Below are 25,639 nucleotides of genomic sequence, written 5' to 3' on the forward strand. Positions count from 1 at the left end.
TATAATCGCTTAAGACTATTTATATTTGTGGCATTAATACAATACAATGGAAAAAATTTTCAACAACACTAAAGTGGCTTTCGCCCTAAAGACAGATACTGAATTAGACAGGGCTTATTTTTTATTTAAAATGATTGACAGCGAACCATTAGTTCGCATTGGAACAGCGGTTACTAATTTTGCTTTAAAGGCTCATTTGCCCGTTGAAGGATTAATCAGAGCCACAGTTTTTGACCATTTTTGCGGCGGAACCACAGAAGATGATTGCTTGACAGTTGTGGATAAAATGTTTACTAAAGGTGTTTCTTCGGTTTTGGATTATTCAGTAGAAGGCAAAGAAGAAGAAGAACAATTTGATGCCGCTTTGGAGATGACTTTAAAAACCATTGAATTTGCTAAAGAAAGAGCGGCCATTCCGTTTGCAGTTTTTAAGCCAACAGGTTTTGGGCGTTTTTATTTATATGAAAAAATAGGGGAAAAGCAACCTTTAACTGCTGAAGAACAAAAGGAATGGGATAGAGTTGTAGAACGTTTTGATCTGGTTTGCAAAGCAGCCCATGAAAAAGATGTGGCTTTGTTGATTGACGGTGAAGAAAGCTGGATGCAAGACGCCGCAGATGCAATTGTGACTGATATGATGCGCAAATACAACAAGGAGAAAGCGATTGTTTTTAATACATTACAATTGTACCGTCACGATCGATTGGATTATTTGAAAAAATTGCACCAGCAAGCCAATGCTGAAGGGTTTTATATCGGAATGAAATTGGTTCGCGGCGCTTACATGGAAAAAGAAAACAAACGAGCGGAAGAAAAGGGTTATCCAACGCCTATTTGTGAAAGTAAAGAGGCAACCGATATCAATTACGATACAACGGTAGTTTACATGATGGAACATCTAGACAGAATGTCCATATTTGCAGGAACGCACAATGAATTAAGTTCATACAAGTTGATCGAATTGATGGAGGCTAAAGGCGTTTTGAAAAGTGATCCCAGAATTTGGTTCGGTCAGTTATATGGAATGAGTGATAATATCAGCTATAATTTGGCCGAACACGGTTATAATGTAGCCAAATATTTGCCTTTCGGACCTGTTCGAGACGTGATGCCTTATTTAATTCGCAGAGCGGAAGAGAATACCTCAGTAGCCGGTCAAACCAGTAGGGAACTGAATTTGTTAAAGACTGAAAGAGATCGAAGAAAGATTGAAAAATAGAAAAAACACCTCATTAGCGTGAGGTTTTTTTATTAAAAGATTAAAAATCAATATATTTGAATATTGTTTATAAGCAATAAATAAGCCAAATCTACTTTAAAGTTGTTGTGTATGAAGATTATTACTCGTATTAAAAATACATTATTAGTTGTCCTAGCTTTATTTACGTTTCAGGGATTTTCTCAAAATTTACTCAATAATGGAGATTTTGAGACAGGAAGTGTAGTAGGCTTTTTTTGTAACGGTGCCGGATATGTTAGAATATTCCCGCCATTTTCTGGTACCACAAACACCGGGAATTGGGCATTAACCACCAATCCGCAGCCGATGAATACGGCATCTTTTGTAACGTCCGGAGATCACACCACGGGGTCAGGCTTTATGATGATAATTGATGGTAATACAACCGGAGGACAACAAAATTTTTGGGAAGCCGGAAATGGAGGAGGAGGTGTATGTAGCTTAACCATTGGTGCCACTTATACTTTCAGTTATTGGATTAGATCAGTTTATGGTGCTGTAGCCGGTTCACCAACTCCAGCGAACATTAATACTCAAATCTTAAATGCAACTGCTGTAACTTTGGTTTCGGGAAATACCGTTGCACCTCTTACTGCCAACGGATGGCAACAAGTGGTTTATACCTTTGTTCCGACAAGCGCTTGTGTTAACATTAAGTTATCTAACAATAACACTAATGCAGTGGGTAATGATTTTGCCATTGATGATCTTTCGGTTACAGCAGCACCATTGGCTTTGACCATAAGTTACTCAGCTAGTAATCCTAATTGCCCGAATACAGCAACCGGATCAATAGTAGCCACCGGTAATGATGGTGTTGTTCCCTACACAATCTATAATTTGACCGGAGCGATAACTCAAACGAATACTACCGGAGTTTTCACCGGGCTTCCGGCAGGAACCTATTCGGTAAGCGTTACAGATAGTAGTGGTGCTACCGCAACACAAACAAATATTGTTCTTACTAATCCAACCGGTTTGATTACCAGTGCCAATACCTCTATCTGTTCAGGAGCCACAACTACCTTATCAGTTTCGGGAAGTTCATCCGGTTACACTTGGACAGCCAGTCCGGCCGATACAAGTTTGACCACACCAAATATTCCAAATCCTGTTGTGAGTCCAACTCAAACAACAACATATACCGTCAATTCAACCAGTACTTCTTCCATTAATTTAGTTACTAACGGAAGTTTCTCTTCGGGGAATGTTGGGTTCTTAACTGACTATACTTATTATTCTCCTGCCAATACAACGTTTGTTCAGCGGGCATATGGTATAGTGACTAATCCAAATACTTGGGAAGTAGGATTTTCAGCTGCTTGTGTTGATCATACAACAGGCACCGGTCTTATGATGGTAGTTGACGGATCAATATACAACGCAGGGAACGATTTAGTTTGGGGACAAAATATAGTTGTAAACCCGGGGCAGAATTATACATTTTCTTATTGGTTACAAACGGTGTCAGCTGGTAGCCCTGCCGTTTTGAGAACGTTAATCAATGGTGTTTTAATTGGAACTGCTACAGCTTCTGCTACAGTTTGTGGTTGGACACAATACACTTATGTATGGAATTCAGGGGCAAGTACTCTGGCTCAAATAGAGTTATTTGATACTAATACTAATGCCGGCGGAAATGATTTTGCTTTAGATGATATTGCCTTCACAACTACCAATGTTTGTAATTTATCGTCTAGTGTTACAATAACTGTTAATCCATCACTTGCACCAACTATTTCTTGTGGTACTCCGACTTCGAGTTCGGTTACTTTTAATTGGGGTGCGGTAACAGGAGCAACAAATTATTCAATATTATACTCCATTAATAGTGGTCCAAATGTTAATGCGGGTACTATAAATTTAACTTCTTTTACTGTAAACGCATTAAGTCCGGGTGACTCTGTTAGTATAAATGTTATTCCCGGAGGCGCTAGTGGTAGTGCTTGTTTTACAGCTTCCACTCAAACTTGTGTTGCCACAGCAGCGGTTGTCTGTCCGACACCTACAGTTTCTGTAACGCAACAACCAACTTGTACAATCAATACCGGAACGATAGTTTTTACAAGCCCATTAAATACAGGACCATTACCAATTCCTTCAGATTTATTTATTTCTGAAGTAACTGATGAGAGTACAGGTGCTCTATCATATGTAGAAATCTTTAATGGAACAGGAGCACCTAAGAATTTAGCCAATTATAAATTGAAGATCTATAATAACGGAAATACATTCACCTCTCCAAATTGTGATATACCACTCTCAGGAATATTGAATAATAATTCGGTCTATGTGGTCTCTTTAGGAAGTGTTACCAATCAGGGTAGTGTAGTGCCAAATCTTGTTGTTGCTTCGTGTGCCGGTTTTAATATTGATGATACCGTACGCTTGGCCACAAGCGGAGATGTTGAGTTTGATTTATGGGGAACAAATGGAGTTCCTTTTACACCCTTAAATCAACCGGGATATACCTATAGAAGACTTGCCACTGCACCACATCCGACAATGACTTGGAATCCTACAGATTGGACAGCTTTGGATCCACAAGATTATACCAACATTGGTTCTTATTCTTATGCGTCGACTAATTATCAGTATAGTGTTAATGGAGTGAATTACCAATCGAGTCCTGTTTTTACTGGTTTGGCACCGGGAACATATAATGTTACTATCAGAGATTTAGTATCAGGTTGTATTTCAACACCAATTACTTTAACAGTAAATCCGGTTCAGGTTCCACCATCTTCGCCTTCCATTTTATTTTGTGATGCGGCTAATACCACTCCCACTCAAGTAGGTTTTGATTTCAATAGTATCGGGCAAAATAGTTTTGATTTTACTTACACCATTGATGGAGGAACACCGGTAAGCGGGACAATTCCATTCTCTCCTTCCAGTTATTTTGTAACAGGTGTTACCCAAGGACAGGCTGTTACTTTAACAATAAATTGGAATGGGGTTTGTACACCTCCAATGACTCTTACTTGTTATCCGGATTGTGTAACACCGGTAACGCCAACATTTACCCAAGTTGCACCTATTTGTTCAGGAGCTTCCTTAGCTGCTTTGCCAACAACCTCGTTAAACGGCGTGACGGGTACTTGGTCTCCGGCTTTAAATAACACCGCCACTACAACTTACACTTTTACTCCAATAGATCCGGGTGAGTGTGGCACCACCACCACAATGACCATCGTAGTTAATGCTCCGGTTTTAAATATAACCAATCCTCCGGCAGCATGTGCTCCTGCTACAGTAAATTTAACTTTACCGGCAGTCACAGCCGGAAGTACGGGCGGAGGAACTTTAACTTATTGGACTGATGCTTCAGCTACCACAGCATTAGCAAATCCTACAGCAGTGTCAGTTAGCGGAACTTATTATATCAAAAGTACCGTCGGTTCGTGTACTGACATTGAGCCGGTAACAGTCACCATAAATCCATCACCGGTTTTAAGTATTACCAATCCAGCAGCGGTTTGTGCTCCTGCTACAGTAAATTTAACTTTGCCAGCAGTCACAGCCGGAAGTACAGGTGGAGGAACTTTAAGTTATTGGACCAATGCCGCAGCTACTACAGCATTGGCAAATCCAACAGCGGTAGCAACGAGTGGAACTTACTATATCAAAAGTACGCTCGGTTCGTGTTCTGACATAGAGCCGGTAACGGTCACCATAAATCCATCACCGGTTTTAAGTATTACCAATCCTCCGGCAGCATGTGCTCCTGCTACAGTAAATTTAACTTTACCGGCGGTCACTGCGGGAAGTACGGGCGGAGGAACTTTAACTTATTGGACCAATGCCGCAGCTACCACAGCATTAGCAAATCCAACAGCAGTAGCAGTTAGCGGAACTTATTATATCAAAAGTACCGTCGGTTCGTGTACTGACATTGAGCCGGTAACAGTCACCATAAATCCATCACCGGTTTTAAGTATTACCAATCCAGCAGCGGTTTGTTCCCCTTCCACGGTAAATTTGACTTTGCCAGCAGTCACAGCCGGAAGTACAGGTGGAGGAACTTTAAGTTATTGGACCAATGCCGCAGCTACTACAGCATTGGCAAATCCAACAGCGGTAGCAACCAGTGGAACTTATTATATCAAAAGTACGCTCGGTTCGTGTTCTGACATAGAGCCGGTAACGGTCACCATAAATCCATCACCGGTTTTAAGTATTACCAATCCAGCAGCGGTTTGCGCTCCTGCTACAGTAAATTTAACTTTACCGGCAGTCACAGCGGGAAGTACGGGCGGAGGAATATTAACTTATTGGACCAATGCCGCAGCTACCACAGCATTAGCAAATCCAACAGCGGTAGCAACCAGTGGAACTTATTATATCAAAATCACGCTCGGTTCGTGTATTGACATTGAGCCGGTAACGGTCACCATAAATCCATCACCGGTTTTAAGTATTACCAATCCAGCAGCGGTTTGTGCTCCTGCTACAGTAAATTTAACTTTGCCAGCAGTTACAGCCGGAAGTACAGGAGGAGGAACTTTAAGTTATTGGACCAATTCCGCAGCTACCATTGCATTGGCAAATCCTACAGCGGTAGCAACCAGTGGAACTTACTATATCAAAAGTACGCTTGGTTCCTGTTCTGACATTGAGCCGGTAACGGTAACTATAAACCCAACGGTAACACCAACATTCAATATATCTCAATCAGTTGTTTGTTCAGGGGCAACCATTGCACCTTTACCAACAACTTCCTTAAATGGAATTTCGGGATCTTGGTCGCCTGCTTTGAATAACACCGCAACTACAACTTATACTTTCACACCTGTGGCCGGTGTTGCTGTTCCTTGTCCGGTTTCAGTGACTTTTCAAATTCAAGTTGTTCCTCAGTTTGACCCTGTTGTTTCGATAGTTGAATCTTGTAATTCAAATTCGGTTACGGTAACCAATCCAATCGGACTTAATTACCAATATTCATTAGACGGAGGTGCCTTTCAATCAAATCCTATTTTTTATAATTTATCGGCAGGAAATCACTCCATAGTTGCCCAGCAGACTTTAGCTAATTGTATTTCTAATGCAACTAGCTTTACAATTAACACAATTACTAATGATGTAGTTGTTACTATTCCCCAACCTTTGCATTATTGTGACCCAAGTAATGATGGGTTTGTTACTTTTAATTTGTCACAAATTATCAATTCGGTAACCGGCGGTAATTTGTATTCGGTTACTTTTCATGAGACTTTAACCGATGCCAATATTGGTGGAACTGCTATTCCGGATATTGTTAATTATGATAACATTAATCCGTGGACGCAACTTATTTATATTAGAGTTGAATCAAATATGTCAAGTTGTTTTGAAATAGTCCCTCTTCAATTAATAGTTGACCCAACCCCTGAGGCGACTGAGCCGGATGATTATGCGCTTTGTGATTACACAGGCCAGACTGGTTTTGAGAGTTTTGATTTAACTACAACGATACCACAGGTTTTAGGGTCTATTGATCCTACTACGGTTACGGTTACTTTCCATACGACTTTTGCCAATGCGCAAGACGATGCTAATGCTATTGGCGGTGTGACGAATTACATCAACCAAACGCAGTGGAACCAAACAGTGTATGTTAGAGTAGAATTTAATACCACAGGTTGTTATGACATAGTGGAGTTAGACTTGATAGTGAATCCGCTACCGAATGCTACCCAGCCTAATTATGCTCAATACACTTTGTGTGATTACAATGGTGCCGTAGGATTTGAGACCTTTGATTTAGCCTCGCAAGTAGCTTCTGTTTTATTAGGTCAGACCGGAATGGCGGTAACTTTCTATCCGAGTTTGACAGATGCGCAGAATGATACTAATGCCATTAATGTTTCTCATGCTGATTTACAGTATCCGAACCAAATTATTTATGTACAGACTTTAGGAATTCGAATCACCAATAGCATAACGGGATGTTACAGCATCTCAACGATGGATATCAGAGTAGTTCCATTACCTTCACCAATTCCACCAACAGAGCCTTTCACGATTTGTGATGAGAACCAAGATGGCTTTTCCGGATTTGATTTAACGAGCTTAACAACGGACATTTTACAAGGCGCACCTTATATTTTGAGTTTCCATGAGACCTTAACCGATGCGCAACAAGGTAATACCCCAATTGATACGAGTGTTCTTTATTACAACATCAATCCTTTTGTACAAATATTGTACGTAAGAGCCGTTGACCCATTAACGGGATGTTGGAGCGTTATTCCGATAGAACTAAACGTTAATCCAAGCCCAATAGCACCGATTGATTTAGATGATATCGTGGTTTGTGATGATGATAACAACACCCAAAATGCCATTACCAGCATTGATTTGACAGTCAACACAGCTAGTGTCTTGGCGCAACAACCCTTGGCTGCAAGTAATTATACCGTTGAGTATTACACCTCTCAAACGGCTGCTCAAGACGGCATTGCTCCGATTATCAATGTGACCAATTATACGGCTATGAACAACCAAACGATTTGGGTTAGAGTCGAAGATAATACCACAGGTTGTTTCAATATAGGTTCATTTGATGTTATCATCAATATCCCATTGTTACTAATCACACCGGCACCACTAAGTGTTTGTGATAATGATACCACTCCGAATAATCAATACCACAGTTTTGATTTAACGGTAAAAGATGCCGAGATTACTCAAAACCTAGCAGGTTATACAGTGACTTATTACCCATCATTATCAGAAGCCCAAGCCGGAGGCGCAACCACCATAACTGATTTTACGGCTTATACCAATATATATCCGGCGGTTCAAACCTTAGGGGTTGTGGTAACCAGCGCAGCGGGATGTCAAAGTATTACGACTTTAGATATTAGAGTATTGCCGGTACCAACACCAAACACTAATCCAAGCCCGTTAGCACCACTATGTGATGACAACAATCCGGGAGACATGGTTGAAGTTTTTGATGTAACGGTCAATGCGGCTTATATCATTAACGGCGCCACGAATGTTACCTTGACTTACTATACCAATGAGGCCGATGCCCATGCTGCTCAGTTCCCGATAGCCGACCCGACACAGGCTTTGGTAGGAGATAATGTATGGATTAGAGTAGAGAACAACCAAGTGGATTATTTGGGTAATAACTGTTATGTACTGGTGGAACAACCCTTAACGGTTAATCCGCTACCGGAAGTTATCCAACCTTTGGCGCCATACAGAATGTGTGATGACAATACCGATGGTATTGCCCAGTTTGATTTGAACAATCCAATCTTGGCCACTGCTATCTTGGGCGCAAACCAAAGCCCTGCTGATTTTACCATTACGTATTACTTAACGGCAGCAGGAGCCAATCCGTTTACCAATACAGGCGAGACACCACTGGTATCTCCGTATACTAATGTTACCCCTGATGCACAGGATATTTACATCAGAGTAGTGAACAATGCTACAGGTTGTGTTAATGCAACGGGAGTACTGACTTTGGCAGTAGAGGAATATGCTACGGCAACAGGAGCGCAAGAGTTTTCAAGTTGTGATGATTACAATGACCCGTATGATGGGGTATTCCAATTGGATTTAACGCAGTTCAACACGGACATTTTAAACGGACAAGACCCTAATGTTTTCTTGATTAGTTACTACCACAGTCAGGCAGATGCAGAGGCAGGGATTAATGCTATTCCACTAGCGGAAGCACAAGCTTACATTACCCAACCCGATACAGATCAGATTTGGGTTAAGGTAGAGAACAGCAGCAACAGCATTGTACCATTCTGTTATGCGCTGACGACTATTGATATAGAGATAGAGCGTTATCCTAATCCGGTTATTGATACCCAGAATGATGTCACAACGATATGTGTTAACTTTGCAACAGGAGAAGTAGTTAGACCATTAGTTTTAGATAGTGGCATCACCAATGCTTCGGATTATACCTTTGAGTGGTATGAAGACGGCAACTTAATAACAGATGCAACGGGTTCAACGTATACGGTGAACACTTCATCACCAACGGGTGCAACCAGAAACTACCATGTAAGAGTGATAAGCAATAGTGATTTGTTGTGTGAGACTACCTCGGCAGATTTTGCGGTGATACAATCAGGTCAGGCGGTTATAGCAGCAGGCACAGCAGGTTATACAGTAACCAATGCCTTTACGGATAGTCAAATTATTACGGTGACTGTAGAAGGATGGGGAACGTATGAATACAGTTTGGATGACGGACCAAGACAAGCGAGTAACATTTTTGAAGGAGTGTCACTGGGAACACACACAATTCATGTTTGGGATACCGAAGGCGGCGTAGCGTTTAGTTGTGAAGAATTAACAATATATGAAGTGATGGTGATAGATTATCCTCGTTACTTTACACCAAACGCGGATGGATTCCATGATACATGGAATATTGTTGGGTTGTCTAATTTTGCGGAACAAACCACGATATACATCTTTGACCGTTACGGTAAGTTGTTGAAACAATTGAGTGCGAGTGACCAAAGCGAAGGATGGGACGGAACTTACAATGGAAAGTTATTGCCTTCGGATGATTATTGGTTCACGGTAGATTTCCCTGAACAAGGCAAGATGAAGCAGTTTAAAGCGCATTTCACATTGAAACGATAGACCAACAGATATATAAGCCACTTAAACGAGTGGCTTTTTTTATGATAGAAAATCAATGCGTCTAATTAGCCCCGATTGCAGTGGCACCTTGTAGAGCGGAAAGCGGGAGCAGGAGTGTAAGAAAGCAGTATAGGTGTGCTCCTGATAATAAAAAAAAACGCCTCAATAAATTGAAGCGTTTGTATTGATTGCGAAGTTGTAATTTATGAGTTATACACTTTTAAAGCCTCTTTTAGGATGGCTACAGAGCGGACTAAATCTTCTTTTTTGAGTACGTAAGCAATGCGCACTTCATTTAAACCAACACCCGGAGTTGAGTAGAAACCTGCGGCCGGAGCGACCATGACTGTTTCGCCGTTGTTGTCATAGGATTCTAACAACCATTGGGCAAAATCGTCGGCATTTTTTACCGGCAATTGGGCGATGCAATAGAAAGCACCTTTTGGGGTAGCCACCTTTACGCCATCAATTTTTTGGAGTTCTGCGATTAATGTATCTCTACGGTCTTTGTACTCAGAAATCACATCATTGAAATAGCTTTGCGGGGTTTCTAAAGCGGCTTCGCTGGCGATTTGGGCATAAGTTGGTGGACTCAAACGCGCTTGGGCAAACTTCATAGCTGTGGCCATCACTTCTTTGTTTTTGGACACGATACAACCGATGCGAGCGCCACACATACTGTATCTTTTAGAAACCGAATCAATCATGATGGCGTGTTCTTCCAAGCCCGGAACGTTCATTACAGAGAAGTGTTTTTCGTTTTCATCATAAATAAACTCTCTGTAAACTTCATCGGCAATTAGGAACAAATCATGTTTTTTAACGATTTCCGCCAATTGCATGATTTCTTCTTTAGAATATAAATAACCAGTTGGATTACCAGGATTACAAATCAAAATGGCTTTGGTTTTTGGCGTAATCAGTTTTTCAAAAGCGGCAATCGGCGGTAAGGCAAAACCTTCATCGATGGTTGAGATTACAGGAACCACTTTTACACCTGATGCAGTTGAAAACCCATTGTAGTTAGCATAAAACGGTTCGGGAATAATAATTTCATCACCCGAATCCATAGTACTTCCCATAGCAAAAAGCAAAGCTTCTGAACCACCGGTGGTGATAATGATATCGGCTACTTCAATGGGCAAGCCGTGTGATTTGTAGTAAGCGGATAACTTGGTTCTGTAGCTTTCAAATCCGGCAGAGTGGCTGTATTCCAGTACGCTGATGTCGGCATTTTTTACGGCATTGAGTGCTACCTCCGGAGTTTTGATGTCGGGTTGACCAATATTTAAATGGTATACTTTATGTCCTTTTTTCTTAGCAATTTCGGAATACGGCACCAACTTTCTGATGGGCGATTCAGGCATTTGCTGACCTTTTAAAGATATCTTAGGCATGTTGTTGAATTTAGTGGTGCAAATTTGCGACTTTTTTAGCTTGAAAACAATTCATTTTTTGCATTAAAAATTGTTAAAAAATATTTTTTGACAACCTAATTTTACTAAATTTATAAAAATTCATGCTTGATGCGATTTCTTTGCACTTTACTATTTTTTTTCACTACCGTTGTCCCTTGTTTTTGCCAGTCGGGTTTTCAATTTGAAAAGCTTAAAAAAAAAGCGGTAATTCCTTTCCAATTGATTAATAATTTGATTTTTATTCCCATTGATGTTAATGGAGAAACACTGACTTTTTTATTGGATACCGGTGTCGAGGAAACCGTACTTTTTAGTTTAGACGAAAAGGAACAAGTGGAATTTTTTCATTTAGAAAAAATTATGCTTAAAGGTTTGGGCAGCAACGAAGCGGTAGCCGCTTATAAGTCGTCTAAAAATAAGTTGAATGCTAATGGTTTTGTTGATTTAGAACATGAAATCTATTTGGTTCTCGACCAAGAGTTTAATTTTTCTTCTCAAGTTGGTATACCGGTAAACGGTATTATAGGGTATCATTTTTTTAAGGATCATTTGGTGGAGATTGACTACGACCGAAAAAAGGTCATTGTTTATGATAGTACCTATCAAAAAATAAGAAAGCGTCTCCGCAAAAATTATCATAAATCGCCCATAACTATTGAAAATAATAAACCCTATTATTTCACCAATGTTCTAACGGCAGAAGAACCACGTCCGTCCAAAATGCTCATAGATACCGGTAACAGCGATGCTATTTGGTTATTTTTGACCGAAGCGGAAGATATAAAATTACCCTCTAAAACTATTCAATGTTTTTTAGGAAGGGGTTTCAGTGGTAATGTTTATGGAAAAAGAGCCCGAATTATCAGCTTCACTTTTGGCGAAAAAACATTTCAAAATCCCATCAGTACTTTCCCTGATTCAACTTCCATAAAAAGTGTCAACTTTGTCAAAGACCGAGTAGGTTCCTTAGGAGGAGAAGTGCTTTCCAGGTTTTCCGTTTTTTTTGATTACCCAAACAATTGTCTTTATTCAAAACCCGGTTCTAAAATAGATAATCCTTTTAATTTTAATATGAGCGGACTCGAAGTCCAACACGATGGTTTAGAATGGGTAACCCAAACCTACCAAGACCGAAGTAGTACAGCAGCTGTTTTCAAAGCTACACAAGGTAGCGACGGCAGAGTACAAGACAATATGAAAGTGAAGTTTGAACTAAAACCGGTGTTCAGAATATTCAATGTAAGAGAAGGATCAACCGCAGCTGATGCCGGACTACAAAAAGACGACCGTATTATTAGTATCAACGGCAGAAATGCGCACAATTTGACTATCGAAAGGATTAATGAACTGCTTAAGTCGGAAGAAGGAAGAACTATTGAAATAGAGATAGAACGCAAAGGCGTACTTCATACCTATAAATTCAAACTCAAAAGTATTTTATAAAAAAACGTCCCGAAATTTCGGGACGTTTTTTTTATTGCATCATTGGACTTTTAATTTTCTTTTCTAAGAGATTTTCTACCGGTTTTACAACCACTTCTCCTTTAATTTTTAATACCACTCGACCTTCTTCCGCATTTACTGCATTGGTTTCAACCGTAATGGTTTTTCGAATAGGACCGGTATTCATATTGTACTTTACCTCAATTTTACCGGTTTTTCCTGGCGCAATCGGCTCAGTTGGCTTTGACGGCACCGTACAACCGCAGCTCGATTGAACATTGGTAATGATTAACGGCGCATCGCCCGTATTGGTAAATTCAAAAACGCGAATTCCATTGTCATCCTCCTTGTTTACTTTACCGTAGTCTATAGTATTGTCTTTGTCCTTGAACTCAATTTTTGGACCCGTTTGGGCAAAAATCACAGCATTTACAAGGATAGTCGCGATAAGTATAAATTTTTTCATAGGTCAAAATTTGATATTTGGTTAGTAAAAATACTTCGTTTAAATTAATACACAAAAATTTAATTCTTAATTTTTTCTAAAGTCTTTATTAATTACTTTTGCAGTTCAGTTTACAAAAGGCGTGCCATTATGTGTAGGAGCGGATGGTCAGTGATTATCAGCCATCCATATTCCCGCTTTACGAGTTACTCCGAAGTGTCGGAGGTAACTTCTTCAATCGGGGCTAAAAGGGTTTCGTACTGCACATTTGTAAACAAATAACCAAATTAACAAATCAACGAATTACCTAATATATGATTCCAGCTCAATTCAACGCCAAAGAAGTAGAAAAAAAATGGTACGACTACTGGATGAAAAACAACTATTTTCATTCCAAACCCGATCATAGAACGCCTTATACGATAACCATTCCGCCACCCAACGTGACCGGAGTGTTGCACATGGGACACATGTTGAACAACACTATTCAAGATGTATTAATCCGTCGTGCGCGTTTAAAAGGTTTTAATGCTTGTTGGGTACCGGGAACTGACCACGCCTCGATAGCAACTGAAGCAAAGGTCGTGGCTAAGTTGAAAAGCGAAGGCATCAATAAAAACGACTTAACCCGAGAAGAATTCCTCAAACACGCTTGGGATTGGACTAACAAATATGGCGGTACTATCTTAGAACAGTTAAAACAATTAGGCTGTTCTTGTGATTGGGACCGAACTAAGTTTACCATGGATCCGGACATGTCGGCTTCTGTAATTCGTTCGTTTGTAGATTTGTACAATAAGGGACTTATATACCGCGGTTACCGTATGGTCAACTGGGATCCGGAAGCCAAAACTACCTTATCTGACGAAGAAGTAATTTATGAAGAAAGACAGGGTAAACTCTATCATTTAAAATACGCTATCGAGGGTTCTAATGAATTTGTAACCATAGCGACCACGCGTCCGGAAACTATTTTGGGAGATACTGCCATTTGTATTCACCCCGAAGATGAGCGTTATTCACACTTAAAAGGCAAAAAAGCCATCGTGCCAATATGCAACCGAGTGATTCCGATTATTTTCGACGAATATGTTGATATGGAATTCGGAACCGGTTGTTTAAAAGTAACACCGGCACACGATATAAACGATAAAACTCTTGGCGAAAAACACAATCTGGAAATCATCGATATCTTTAATGAAGATGCCACGTTGAATTCTTATGGCTTGCACTATCAAGGCAAAGACCGTTTCGTAGTACGTGAAGAAATCGCAGTTGAGTTAGAGAAAATAGGCGCTTTGGCCAAAACAGAAAACCACTTGAATAAAGTAGGTACATCAGAACGTACCAAAGCCGTAATTGAACCACGCTTGTCTGACCAATGGTTCCTAAGCATGGAAGAATTGGTAAAACCGGCCATCAAAGCGGTATTGGAAACCGAAGAAATAAAATTGTATCCGTCGCGTTTCAACAATACATACCGTCATTGGTTGGAAAACATCCGTGACTGGAATATTTCACGTCAATTGTGGTGGGGACAACAAATTCCGGCTTATTATTACGGGGATGGAAAAGAGGATTTTGTGGTAGCGGAAAATATTGAAACGGCACTAGAGCTTGCGAAAGTTAAAACGGCCAACTCATCTCTGACCACTGAACACTTGCGTCAGGACGCCGATGCTCTAGACACTTGGTTCTCCTCATGGTTATGGCCAATGGCTGTATTTGGGGGGATTATGGAACCTGAAAATGAAGACTTCAAATATTACTATCCAACTAACGACTTGGTAACCGGTCCGGACATTTTGTTCTTTTGGGTAGCGCGAATGATTATTGCTGGTTACGAATATGCCGGCGAAAAACCATTCACCAATGTTTATTTAACGGGATTGGTTCGTGATAAGCAACGTCGCAAAATGTCGAAGTCGTTAGGAAATTCGCCTGAACCTTTGGAATTAATTGAAAAATTCGGGGCCGATGGCGTTAGGGTAGGATTGTTGTTGAGTGCTTCAGCCGGAAATGATATTTTGTTTGACGAAGAATTGTGCAACAACGGTAAAGCCTTTGCCAATAAAATTTGGAACGCGTTCCGATTGATTAAAGGTTGGGAAGTGGTTGATATAGCACAACCGGAGAGTTCTAAAGTGGCCATCGAATGGTACGAAGCCAAGTTGCAACAAACTTTAGTTGAAATTGAAGACCATTTTGAAAAATACCGTTTATCTGATGCTTTGATGAGTATTTATAAATTGGTTTGGGACGATTTCTGTTCGTGGTTCTTAGAAATGATTAAACCGGCTTACCAACAACCTATCGATCGTGCTACGTTTGACAAAGCCATCGAGATGTTAGAAGCCAACTTAAAGCTGTTGCATCCGTTTATGCCGTTCTTAACAGAGGAAATTTGGCAGCACATCGCTGAAAGAACTCCGGAACAAGCGTTAATTATAGCGGAATATCCGAAAATGACTTCGTTTAATGAAAAACTAATTGTCGATTTTGATTTTGCAGCCGAAGTTATTGCCGGTGTTAGAACCATTCGTAAAGATAAAAACATCGCTATGAAAGATGCAGTCGATTTGAAAGTAGTAAACAACGAAAAAGCTTCGACTTATTTTGATAGCGTGATTACTAAATTAGGAAATATTACATCCTTAGAATATATTGCGGATAAAGTTGACGGAGCACTGACTTACCGTGTAAAGTCAAACGAATACTTTATTCCTGTTTCCGGAAATATTGATATTGAGGCTGAGATTGCTAAGCTGACCGAAGAGTTGAAATACACCCAAGGTTTCTTGCGTAGTGTACAAGGCAAGCTGGCTAACGAAAAATTCGTCTCCGGAGCACCGCCACAAGTCATCGACAACGAACGTAAAAAAGAAGCTGATGCTTTGGCGAAGATTGCCACAATAGAGCAGAGTTTAGCTAGTTTAAAATAAGAAAAGCCCCGTTTTGGGGCTTTTTTATGACAATAGCTTTTGGTCAATAAAAAAGCCGATCTTCAAAAGACCGGCTTAGTTGGTAAAGGTAAATATATCTTAGATAACGTTTACATTAACTGCGTGTGGGCCTTTCTGACCATTTTCAACAGAGAAAGTCACTGCGTCATTTTCGCGTACCGGACCATTTAGGCCAGTAACGTGAACAAAAACATCTTGACTACCGTTGTTAGGTGTGATAAAACCGAAGCCTTTTGCTTCATTGAAAAATTTAATTGTTCCTTCGTTCATGATAAATATTGTATTAATAAAGTGTAAAGATACTCTTTATTATTGAATTTTTAATAAAAAATAAAAAATATTAAAAAAATAACATTAAAATTAAAATTATTTTGAATATTTTTCAAAAAATTACTGCTAAAATATCCTGTAGTCTGATTGTCTAACTAAAATATAAAAATTCATTACATAACCCTTAACTCAATCAAAAACCACTTATCCGTAAAACTATAATCCTCCGGAGTTTTCGAGCTGGTTGTAAGTTCATCGTTATATGTTTACTGTTGTCTTTAGTTAGACAACAAACAATTGTCAACAAAAAATCCCGCTTCCAAAAGAAACGGGATTTTTAATATTATAAAGTGCCCACTGAACACTGAGTACTTGCTACTAGAATTGCTCTCTTCCGGCAAAGTGGAAAGCACCTTCGATAGCGGCATTCTCGTCAGAGTCTGAACCGTGAACAGCGTTTTCTCCGATAGAAGTAGCATATTTTTTACGGATAGTTCCTTCTGCAGCTTCAGCCGGATTGGTAGCACCAATTAAAGTTCTGAAATCTTCTACAGCATTGTCTTTTTCTAAGATAGCCGCTACGATTGGTCCGCGAGTCATAAATTCAACCAATTCACCAAAGAACGGACGAGCCGAGTGAACTGCATAGAATTTCTGAGCGTCAGCTACAGTCAACTGTGTTAATTTCATTGCTACAATTCTGAAACCACCTTCAGTAATCATATTTAATATTCCACCGATGTGTCCGTTTTCCACAGCATCCGGTTTAATCATGGTAAAAGTTCTGTTTGTTGCCATTTTGATATAAATGATTTTAAATTCGCGTGCAAAAGTAACGTTTTTAAATCATTATATAAAAACAACTGTTATCAATTTTTGATAATTTTCTGCCAACCAAAATCGGCTCCCGATTTTACTTTTACAAAGTACACTCCGCTTGGTAATTCAATGCCCGACATCTTAAATTCCGTAGCGTTTGGCACAATTGTTTGCAATTTTTTTCCGTTGATATCAAACAATTCAATCGATTCGATTGGTGCAGAGTGAGAGAATGTCCAATCGTTTGACGTTGGATTCGGATATATTTTTAAATTGGTCAATCGGTTTTCCGGTGCGGTTAAGGTTGAAGTAAAAACATAGTTCCCTGAAGTGCGTTCAAAAGTAATATCATAGTTTCCGGCAGTCACCGGTATATCTGGGCCACCTTGTGTTCCTGTTCCGGTAGGAAAATCGGTGCTACCCCAATTGACTGTCCAACTGTTGTCTTTTCTGAATTTTACCGAACCGTTAGACAGTGTTAAATTTGAAATGACATAAGTAAAGCCATTGGTAGTTGCCAAGTCAATATCATCGTTCCAACCATTTAAAGCATCGCCCAAGATACCGATACTCGGATAATCAAAACTATAAGCACCGGAGTTTCGATTAAAAGTTACAAAAAATTCACCACCATTCACCGGAATTGACGGTCCGCTCAAAACTGCTACACCGCTCGGAAAAGCATTACTTCCCCAAACAAAGTTGGTGGCATTGTCCTGACGAAAATAAGCATTACCGCTGCTAAAATTAAAGCCCGATAGGGTATAAGTGATCCCATCGCTAGTAATCATATCCACATCGGGTCCGGCATAACCATTTTGTGAATCAACTGCCGGTCCCCAAATTCCGATACTCGGAAAAGCTGCAGTGCCAATAAAGGTATAAGTTCCGTTAAGACGATTAAAAGTCACATCGTAAGTACCGGCAACCGTTGGAATATCCGGTCCGTTTTGCACCCCTTGACCGTTGGGAAATGTGCTGCCACCCCAATTGGTAGTCCAATTGTAATCTTGACGAAACTTCACCGCACCACTCGTAACTGTTAAATTTGTAATGGTGTAAGTAATATTGTCGGTGGTTGAAAGTGTTATTTCCGGACCATTAGTAGGTGGCCAGCCATTAACACCCGTTCCTACAATTGAGATGGTTTGCGCGTTGGTTTGCCATCCCAAAAACATACAGAATAAATAGAGTAGCTTTCTTTTCATATTTAAAGGTTTTAGAGTTATTAGAAACTAAAATTAATCAATGTTTGTTTACGAAAAGAAAAGATAGTTTACGAAAACGTTTTCGTGTTAAAAACTTCTGCTTATTTACAGACAGATAGTAGTAAAATTGGTTTGTAGCGGTTTTAATTCATTAAAGATTTTGTTGAGTAGTTCCTCACCGTATTCTAAATAAAATTCCGAGAAATTGTTGCGTCTTTCTTGCAAGGATTGGTTTGGAAAGATTTCGTTTTGCAATTGAATCATGCGCTCTAATATATCGGCATGTTGTCGTTTTTCGGCTTTTAGCAAACGCTTCTCAAGATTTTCTAAGCCTTTAATTTGCTTAACTTCTTGAGCTTTTACGGCGTTGCCAAATGACTTATCGGTTTGCACCGCCATATTGTGTAAAGCAGCAAACTGTTGTTTGAGGTGTTCTTTTTGTACACTAAAATCCAAGTTGAATTGCGACAGTTCTTGTGTTTTCTGATTGAATAACACTTGTTGGTTGCTGAATAAATCAGCCCAAGATAGGCCTAGTTTATCCGCTTTTTTCGATTGCTTTTGGGTGACCAAAACAGCAGAGTTTCTAACCAAAAGTAGGGGAAAGCTAACCTGATTGGCTTCAAAATTTGATTTTAATTGTAACCAATAAGCAATCTCACCGCCGCCGCCAATGTAACAAAGATTGGGCAAAATAACTTCTTGATATAGCGGTCGCAAAATGACATTAGGACTGAATTTTTCAGGATTTGAAGCTAAAAGCGATAAGATTTCGGTTTCGGTAAAAACCAAATCGGTGTGGTTAACTTTGTAAATATTGTTCTCCAAGACAATACGCTCTCGGATATTATCTTCTATATAAAATAAATTAATCTCTCGCGGATTAACCTGTATGGTATAATCTTTTAAAAGCTCGTTGGTTTCCATGACTTTTTGAAAAGCCGTTTGGTGTAACAATTCTTGCTTCACATAGGGAACAAACAAGTCTTTGAGCGCTTTATCGTCACCATCTAAAACAACCAAACCTTTATTGCCAAACAATTCGTTGGCCAAATATCTTGTAGCATCAGCCAAATTGGAATGTTTCAGGTAGCTGTTGTCAAATAAAGATTTTAAATATGTTGCGTTATCACCCAAGCCTAGTTCTTTGGCAAAAACTTCATAAACTTCAGTCAAACCAGCTGTTGACAATCGGCCAACCGGTCCTTGACTTTCATGATTCCATTGGATTTTGGTGTGTTTGAAATGAAAGTAATTGATTTCCTCAAAATCGTGGTCTTCTGTTGCCATCCAATAAATTGGAACGAAATTGTATTCAGGATAAGCTTGTTTAAGTTCGTTACAAAGGTTAATAGTAGAAACAATTTTATACAAAAAATACAATGGTCCTGTAAACAAATTCAACTGATGACCGGTAGTAACAGTAAAGGTTTTATCGTCAGATAGAAGTGAGATATTAGATTTAGTAAATTCTGAAGCTTCAAGACCTTGGTATTGTTTTTCTAAAGCAGAGACTAAAACTTTTCTGTTGCTATTGTTATTTTTTCCTTTTTCTTCTATTTGTAATTGAAAGTTTTCAATACTGGGAAACCGATTGTACAAGTTTTTCAATTCTGATTTTTCCTCTAAATAATCAACGATTAGCTTAGAGAAATAACCCGATTTTTGATAACTGATACAGTCGTTTGGCATAGTAGTTTTTGTGTAAAAATAAGAAAATTGAAACCCTTGAAAAGTGTTTTAACTTTCAATTAAGGAGTGATTATGGTTCCGTATAAATAATCATCACCCAAGTAAAAATCGCTGTTTCCTCGGCTCATTGTTACTTTTTTCAATCGAATAGTATGCTGAAAAAATCCGGGGGTAGAGGTAGTTGTAGTCACTTCAATAATACCGGTTCCCAAAGCGGAATCACCGTTGTTAGCGGTCCATTCTTGATTTAAAACCGGGGTTGTTGGTATCGGAGTGGTACAAAAATAGTCATTGTCTATTGTAGAAGAAAACAGCTTATAGGTAACTTTATTACTAGTACTGATGAATGCCGTTCTGGGCGTAGTTGTTACTTCCTCTTGGAATAAAGTCGCAAAATCGGCTAAATCCAAAACAAAAGCTTCGCTACTGCTGAAGTTAAAAATTCTGTTGTCACCGGCACAAGTGCTTTTGGCTGCTTCATCATTGAAACCAAAGGCTAACGGACTTTGAGTAGCGTTGTAATTTCCAAATACAAAAGAGTTTCCGGCATAAGTTTGTGTCGTACCGTCGGGTTTTAAAAAGACGATATCTTCAAAAACTATGTAATGTCTGTAACCCGTAATTTGGGTAATTCCGGTGGTTGCATTTACGGTCTTTATGGCAGTAGAAGTAATTTGTATGGTTCCCGAAGTGGCTGTCCATTCCTCAGTCAGATTGGGCGTTGCATCGGTTATAATATCACAAATATTAGCATCGGTCGGTGTTCCGTTATATTGTCTGTAAACCACATCGATGTTGCCGCTGATTTGTACTTCAATAGGATTGTTATCAGGGGTTTCATCATTAACAAAAGTCGTTGCCGGAATAGCTAAGATTAACATTTTGTTGTCGCTGATTTTATAGAGAATGTCTTTTTGAGGACATTTTTGAACCGCTACATCGACGAAGTCAATGGTGTCAACAGTCAAATCACCATCATCGCAGGCATTGATAAATAAAACTACGGCTAATAACCCTAAAATTCGTTTCATTGGTTTGGAAATTTTTAGCAAAAATAAGTTTTTTATACTATTAAATTTATCTTTTATCATTTAATTAGGATAGTCGTTTTATATTTGCAATATGCAAAAAGTATATCTAGATAATGCCGCTACAACGCCCATTCGTCAAGAAGTTATCGACGAAATGGTGAACGTTATGCAAACTGATTTTGGCAATCCTTCTTCCACTCACAGTATCGGGAGAAGTGCTAAAGCCGTCATAGAAACTTCCCGAAAAACAATAGCCAAATATTTGCATTGTAATGCTCAGGAAATCATTTTTACTTCCAGCGCAACGGAAGCTACCAACTGGATTTTGAGAAGTTCGGTTAAAGACTTTGGTGTCAAAAGAATCATTACTTCCAAAGTTGAACACCATGCTACTTTGTACACTGTGCAAGCTTTACAAACTGAATTCGGTATCACTGTTGAATTTGTAAAAGTATTGCAAGACGGAAGCTTAGATTACGAACAGCTAACCGATTTACTTTCAACTGAAGTAAAAACTTTAGTCACTTTAATGCATGTCAATAACGAAACCGGAGTCATTCATGATATTGTCAAAATAGGATTGTTGTGCCAACAAAATAAAGCTTTATTTCATTGTGACACTGTGCAATCAATAGGCAAAACCGAATTGGATTTGCAACAGTTACCTGTAGATTTTTTGGTAGCCGCTGCGCATAAATTTCATGGCCCGAAAGGAATTGGGTTTGCTTTTGTTCGTAAAAATTTGGTTTTGCAACCCATGTTATTTGGTGGCGAACAAGAAAAAGGTTGGCGTGCCGGAACGGAATCGGTGCATCAAATTGCCGGAATGGCCAAAGCTTTACAGTTATCGTATGACCATTTGGAAACCGAGAGAAATTATATAGCTAACTTAAAGCAATATTGCTTTGATGAGTTGCAGCTTGCTTTTCCAACCCTGAAACAAAACGGTAAAAATACGCTTTATAACATACTGAATGTAGTGCTCCCTTTGTCGCCTGAAAAGACCACGATGATTTTATTCAATCTTGATATGAAAGGCATTGCGGTTTCTCGTGGCAGTGCTTGTCAAAGCGGCAGTATTAAACCTTCACATGTTTTGGCGGAAATGCTTTCGGATGAAGATTTGTTAAAACCGAGTTTGCGTATTTCTTTCAGTCATTACAATACTAAAGCTGAAATTGACTATTTGGTTAAAGTTTTAAAAGAAATTTAAAAGGCTTTATATTTTTCTCTAAAAAGAGTAATTTTGAGTAATCAAAAAAAATAATATGAAAAAGATTGTAATAGCAACGTTAATTGCATTAGGATTAACCCAACCAATTTCTGCCCAGAAAAAAGGTGATGTTGAGTTTGGAGTGAATATAGGATACAATAATTTTTCGGTTTCTGATGCGCATGAATCTTCGGATACCGGAAGCGGATTTAATCTTGGTGGTTCTATTGATTATTATGTATCTAATACTTGGAGTATTAAGGGAAAATTAATCTATGATCAAAAAGGTTGGGATAACGGCTACATTGAAAATGGCGTGGGTTCTTATATAACTGATTTCAGATTGAATTATATTACTATTCCTGTTACAGCCAGTTGGCATTTTGGGAATAATAGGAATTGGTATTTGCATTTTGGTCCCTATTTCGGATTTCTTTTGAATGCCGAAGAAACCAGATTTAGTCAAGATATTACTGATGGTTTTAATGGGAATGATTTTGGTTTTGATTTGGGTATTGGAGTTAAAATTCCGGTTTCCAATAAATTGAAGTTATTTTTTGAGCTTGACGGACAAGGCGGTTTGACCGATATTTTTCAGCAGAATAATTATTCAGCAGTTACGAATAGCAGAACAAGTTTTAACGTTGGACTGAATTTTTTGATGAAATAGATATTGGTAAATGAAAAAAAAAATCTGCCCGAAAGCAGATTTTTTTTTTGGGACTTATTTTTTTGCTTCCGCTTTCTTTTTGGCTTTGGCTTGTTTTTTAAAGTAACCTCTAAACAAGAAATTGCTTTTTAAGGCTTCTAAATTTTCATTGAGTTTTTTACTGGCTTCGTTGATATTGGTCATAGTCGAATCGATTTTTTTTACCAGTTTCGGGTCATTTGACAAATAGTTTATAGCACCTTTTCCTTCTTTGATATTCAAAATTGTAGCATTGAGATTGCTGACAACTTTATTGATTTCCTGACTGGAAGCATCCAAATTGGTGACTACTTTTCTGATTTTATTACCAACAACCGTGTCTTTTAAAACGCCAATCACGTTGTCTTTATTGTCTAAAGCTGCAATTTGTTTGTTCAAATGGTCCATGGTTTGACTCGTTTTTTCACTGGTAACTCTCAGGTTGTGGATGGTTGCTTTTAAATCTTTGGCCATGACTGTATCTCTAAGTAAAACACCAATAGTTCCTTTTCCTTGATTGATTTCATTGGTGATTTTGAGTAAATCTACGGTGAGTTGGGCCGCATTTTGATTGGTTACATTTAAGGTGGTTAGCATATCGTCTGTACGGACTCTGTTTTGGGATTGAATGGTGTCACCCGGACTAACAGCAGCCAAATTTCCTTTCCCCGGAATGATATTGATTATGACACTGCCTACCAAACCATCTGAACCAATAGTGGCTACTGCATCTTTTTTGATGTGAGGAAATATTTCTTGGTCAATTTGCATGTCAACACTAATGGTAGAATCATTGATAATTTCAATTCCTCTGACAGTACCGACATTAATTCCCGAAAAACGAACATTATTGCCCAATTGTAGTCCGCCTACATTATTGAATACGGCTGTAAGATGCTCGGTTTTACCAAACATTTGCTGTTTGTTGCCAATAAAATAAATGGCTAAGACAAAAAAAGTAAGTCCGATAATGACAAAGATGCCAAGGCGAATTTTTTGAGCGGCTGTTTTTTCCATAGGCTAATTTACTTAAAAAAGGCTTTGATTTTTGGATCTTCTGAAGCCGAAAGTTTTTCGAAAGTACCTTCGGCATAATTGATGTTATCAATCAGTAAAATCATTCGGTTGGCAATCACTCTTGCACAATCCACATCGTGAGTAATGATGATGGATGAAGTGTTGTATTTTTTCTGAATTGACATCATCAATAAAATAATTTCTTTAGATGTAATAGGGTCTAAACCGGTTGTAGGTTCGTCGTAAAGGATAATTTTCGGTTGCAGAATTAAAGTTCGTGCCAAAGCAATTCTGCGTTTCATTCCACCTGATAATTCACTCGGCATTAAATCGATGGCGTGTGCCAAACCTACATTTTCGAGCGCTTCCATGACCATAGGAGTGGTATCTTCAATAACACCGAACTTTTTGGTGTGTCTTCGCAACGGAAACTCTAAATTTTCCCGAACCGACATCGAATCATACAAAGCGCTGCCTTGGAACAAGAAACCGATTTCAGTGCGCAATTCATCCAACTCCCAATGTTCAAGTTGGTTAATGTTTTTGCCCATAACGGTAATGGTACCGCTGTCGGGTTCTTCCAAACCAATGAGGCATTTAATCATTACTGATTTACCGGAACCCGATTTGCCCATGATGACCAAGTTTTCGCCTTCATATAATTCCATATTAAAGCCATCTAAGACATGGTTGTCTCCAAAGCTTTTTCTCAGGTTTTTGATTTCTATGATAGGTTTTTGATTCATCGGTTAACCATAAAAAATATTAGTAACAAATACGGCTATGAAATCTATAATAAACAATAACATGGAAGTGTAAACTACCGCAGAATTGGCGGCCAAGCCTACGCCGGCAGTTCCTTTTTTGCAATTGTAACCTTTGTAGCAACCTACCAATCCAATGGCAAAACCAAAAAAGAAAGTCTTGAACGTGGTGGGAATCAAATCACTGAATTGTAAACTATCAAAAACCTGATTGAAGTAAAGTAAATAGGAGACATTTCCCTTCATATTTTCCACCATAGCCGAACCAAATATGGCTATAGCATCGCCAAAGAAAACCAAAATCGGCAGCATCATGGTTGTGGCTAAAATTCGGGTTACAACCAAATATTTAAAAGGATTGGTGCCCGATACTTCCATGGCGTCGATTTGTTCGGTAACACGCATTGAACCCAATTCGGCACCAATGCCCGAACCGATTCTTCCGGCGCAAATTAACGCAGTGATTATCGGTCCGATTTCCCTAATGATAGAAATACTCACCATAGACGGCATCCAAGAAACGGCTCCAAATTCTTCCAAGGTTGGACGAGATTGTAAAGTAAAAACCAATCCGATGATAAATCCAGTTACGCTCACCAGTAAAAGCGAACGATTGCCCATATTGTAGCATTGTCGCAAAAATTCTTTGAGTTCGAAAGGAGGATTGAAAAGTTCTTTGAAAAAACGAGCGGTGAAATAGGAGAGTTCACCAATTTCAATTAAAAAATTCTTAAATGAAGTTACCACTTTGGAATCGTTTTCCATAGATTGAAATTAAGCAAAAATCCTTATCAAATATAAGGAATTATACTGAGAATGAC

Annotated in this window: 16 protein-coding genes; 6 read left to right on the forward strand and 10 right to left on the reverse strand. The window is 39.0% G+C overall.

What is annotated here, in order from left to right:
• Positions 1-46 precede the first annotated feature (46 nt).
• Positions 47-1,219: a proline dehydrogenase family protein gene (locus P7V56_RS07900; protein WP_171223178.1), complete on the forward strand. Its 1,173-nt coding sequence runs from the start codon at positions 47-49 to the stop codon at positions 1,217-1,219.
• Between the two features lie 111 nt (positions 1,220-1,330).
• The gene (locus tag P7V56_RS07905; protein ID WP_171223177.1) at positions 1,331-9,847 is read left to right on the forward strand and encodes an FIDD domain-containing protein; all 8,517 of its coding nucleotides are present in this window, start codon (positions 1,331-1,333) and stop codon (positions 9,845-9,847) included.
• A gap of 203 nt (positions 9,848-10,050) precedes the next feature.
• On the opposite strand, the gene P7V56_RS07910 is transcribed toward P7V56_RS07905, so the two are convergent.
• On the reverse strand, positions 10,051-11,244 hold the full coding sequence (locus tag P7V56_RS07910) for a pyridoxal phosphate-dependent aminotransferase (protein ID WP_171223176.1): 1,194 nt from the start codon (positions 11,242-11,244) through the stop codon (positions 10,051-10,053).
• Between the two features lie 252 nt (positions 11,245-11,496).
• Between P7V56_RS07910 and P7V56_RS07915 the strand changes: the two genes are divergently transcribed.
• A complete protein-coding gene (locus P7V56_RS07915) occupies positions 11,497-12,708 on the forward strand; it encodes a PDZ domain-containing protein (protein WP_171223175.1) in 1,212 nt (403 codons plus the stop codon).
• A 31-nt stretch (positions 12,709-12,739) separates the two neighbouring features.
• Here the strand turns inward: P7V56_RS07915 and P7V56_RS07920 are convergent, their stop codons facing one another.
• Positions 12,740-13,174, reverse strand: coding sequence for a DUF1573 domain-containing protein (locus tag P7V56_RS07920; protein ID WP_171223174.1), 435 nt, complete (start codon positions 13,172-13,174; stop codon positions 12,740-12,742).
• A gap of 293 nt (positions 13,175-13,467) precedes the next feature.
• On the opposite strand from P7V56_RS07920, the gene P7V56_RS07925 reads away from it, so the two are divergent.
• Positions 13,468-16,095, forward strand: a complete 2,628-nt coding sequence (locus P7V56_RS07925) for a valine--tRNA ligase (RefSeq protein ID WP_171223173.1) — start codon at positions 13,468-13,470, stop codon at positions 16,093-16,095.
• Positions 16,096-16,194: 99 nt separating this feature from the next.
• On the opposite strand, the gene P7V56_RS07930 is transcribed toward P7V56_RS07925, so the two are convergent.
• The 5 genes from P7V56_RS07930 to P7V56_RS07950 form a co-directional block, all read right to left on the reverse strand.
• The gene (locus P7V56_RS07930) at positions 16,195-16,386 is read right to left on the reverse strand and encodes a cold-shock protein (protein WP_171223172.1); all 192 of its coding nucleotides are present in this window, start codon (positions 16,384-16,386) and stop codon (positions 16,195-16,197) included.
• Between the two features lie 378 nt (positions 16,387-16,764).
• On the reverse strand, positions 16,765-17,184 hold the full coding sequence (locus P7V56_RS07935; protein WP_171223171.1) for a nucleoside-diphosphate kinase: 420 nt from the start codon (positions 17,182-17,184) through the stop codon (positions 16,765-16,767).
• A 71-nt stretch (positions 17,185-17,255) separates the two neighbouring features.
• Positions 17,256-18,413: a T9SS type A sorting domain-containing protein gene (locus P7V56_RS07940; protein ID WP_171223170.1), complete on the reverse strand. Its 1,158-nt coding sequence runs from the start codon at positions 18,411-18,413 to the stop codon at positions 17,256-17,258.
• Between the two features lie 105 nt (positions 18,414-18,518).
• Positions 18,519-20,105, reverse strand: a complete 1,587-nt coding sequence (bshC, locus tag P7V56_RS07945) for a bacillithiol biosynthesis cysteine-adding enzyme BshC (RefSeq protein ID WP_171223169.1) — start codon at positions 20,103-20,105, stop codon at positions 18,519-18,521.
• A 59-nt stretch (positions 20,106-20,164) separates the two neighbouring features.
• Positions 20,165-21,136 carry a hypothetical protein gene (locus P7V56_RS07950; protein ID WP_171223168.1) on the reverse strand — a complete coding sequence of 324 codons (972 nt, stop codon included), beginning with the start codon at positions 21,134-21,136 and terminating at the stop codon, positions 20,165-20,167.
• Between the two features lie 91 nt (positions 21,137-21,227).
• Between P7V56_RS07950 and P7V56_RS07955 the strand changes: the two genes are divergently transcribed.
• Both P7V56_RS07955 and P7V56_RS07960 read left to right on the forward strand, forming a co-directional pair.
• Complete coding sequence (locus P7V56_RS07955; RefSeq protein WP_171223167.1) at positions 21,228-22,349, forward strand: cysteine desulfurase family protein; 1,122 nt, start codon at positions 21,228-21,230, stop codon at positions 22,347-22,349.
• A 55-nt stretch (positions 22,350-22,404) separates the two neighbouring features.
• The gene (locus P7V56_RS07960) at positions 22,405-23,019 is read left to right on the forward strand and encodes a porin family protein (RefSeq protein ID WP_171223166.1); all 615 of its coding nucleotides are present in this window, start codon (positions 22,405-22,407) and stop codon (positions 23,017-23,019) included.
• A 54-nt stretch (positions 23,020-23,073) separates the two neighbouring features.
• Here the strand turns inward: P7V56_RS07960 and P7V56_RS07965 are convergent, their stop codons facing one another.
• Genes P7V56_RS07965 through P7V56_RS07975 form a run of 3 tightly spaced genes read right to left on the reverse strand, consistent with a single transcriptional unit; the run spans position 23,074 to position 25,583 of the window.
• Complete coding sequence (locus P7V56_RS07965; protein WP_171223165.1) at positions 23,074-24,054, reverse strand: MlaD family protein; 981 nt, start codon at positions 24,052-24,054, stop codon at positions 23,074-23,076.
• 8 nt (positions 24,055-24,062) lie between these two features.
• Positions 24,063-24,800 carry an ABC transporter ATP-binding protein gene (locus P7V56_RS07970; protein ID WP_171223164.1) on the reverse strand — a complete coding sequence of 246 codons (738 nt, stop codon included), beginning with the start codon at positions 24,798-24,800 and terminating at the stop codon, positions 24,063-24,065.
• A gap of 3 nt (positions 24,801-24,803) precedes the next feature.
• The gene (locus P7V56_RS07975) at positions 24,804-25,583 is read right to left on the reverse strand and encodes an MlaE family ABC transporter permease (protein WP_171223163.1); all 780 of its coding nucleotides are present in this window, start codon (positions 25,581-25,583) and stop codon (positions 24,804-24,806) included.
• Positions 25,584-25,639 lie beyond the last annotated feature (56 nt).

This window comes from Flavobacterium sp. IMCC34852 (assembly GCF_030643905.1).
GTDB classification, from domain to species: Bacteria; Bacteroidota; Bacteroidia; order Flavobacteriales; family Flavobacteriaceae; genus Flavobacterium; species Flavobacterium rivulicola.

Bases quoted from the DNA above. Each gene is read 5' to 3' on its own strand.
- P7V56_RS07900 (WP_171223178.1), top strand. From the start codon at position 47: ATGGAAAAAATTTTCAACAACACTAAAGTGGCTTTCGCCCTAAAGACA.
- P7V56_RS07920 (WP_171223174.1), bottom strand. From the start codon at position 13,174: ATGAAAAAATTTATACTTATCGCGACTATCCTTGTAAATGCTGTGATT.
- P7V56_RS07965 (WP_171223165.1), bottom strand. From the start codon at position 24,054: ATGGAAAAAACAGCCGCTCAAAAAATTCGCCTTGGCATCTTTGTCATT.
- P7V56_RS07975 (WP_171223163.1), bottom strand. From the start codon at position 25,583: ATGGAAAACGATTCCAAAGTGGTAACTTCATTTAAGAATTTTTTAATT.
- P7V56_RS07905 (WP_171223177.1), top strand. From the start codon at position 1,331: ATGAAGATTATTACTCGTATTAAAAATACATTATTAGTTGTCCTAGCT.
- P7V56_RS07910 (WP_171223176.1), bottom strand. From the start codon at position 11,244: ATGCCTAAGATATCTTTAAAAGGTCAGCAAATGCCTGAATCGCCCATC.
- P7V56_RS07930 (WP_171223172.1), bottom strand. From the start codon at position 16,386: ATGAACGAAGGAACAATTAAATTTTTCAATGAAGCAAAAGGCTTCGGT.
- bshC (WP_171223169.1), bottom strand. From the start codon at position 20,105: ATGCCAAACGACTGTATCAGTTATCAAAAATCGGGTTATTTCTCTAAG.
- P7V56_RS07970 (WP_171223164.1), bottom strand. From the start codon at position 24,800: ATGAATCAAAAACCTATCATAGAAATCAAAAACCTGAGAAAAAGCTTT.
- P7V56_RS07925 (WP_171223173.1), top strand. From the start codon at position 13,468: ATGATTCCAGCTCAATTCAACGCCAAAGAAGTAGAAAAAAAATGGTAC.
- P7V56_RS07935 (WP_171223171.1), bottom strand. From the start codon at position 17,184: ATGGCAACAAACAGAACTTTTACCATGATTAAACCGGATGCTGTGGAA.
- P7V56_RS07960 (WP_171223166.1), top strand. From the start codon at position 22,405: ATGAAAAAGATTGTAATAGCAACGTTAATTGCATTAGGATTAACCCAA.
- P7V56_RS07955 (WP_171223167.1), top strand. From the start codon at position 21,228: ATGCAAAAAGTATATCTAGATAATGCCGCTACAACGCCCATTCGTCAA.
- P7V56_RS07950 (WP_171223168.1), bottom strand. From the start codon at position 21,136: ATGAAACGAATTTTAGGGTTATTAGCCGTAGTTTTATTTATCAATGCC.
- P7V56_RS07940 (WP_171223170.1), bottom strand. From the start codon at position 18,413: ATGAAAAGAAAGCTACTCTATTTATTCTGTATGTTTTTGGGATGGCAA.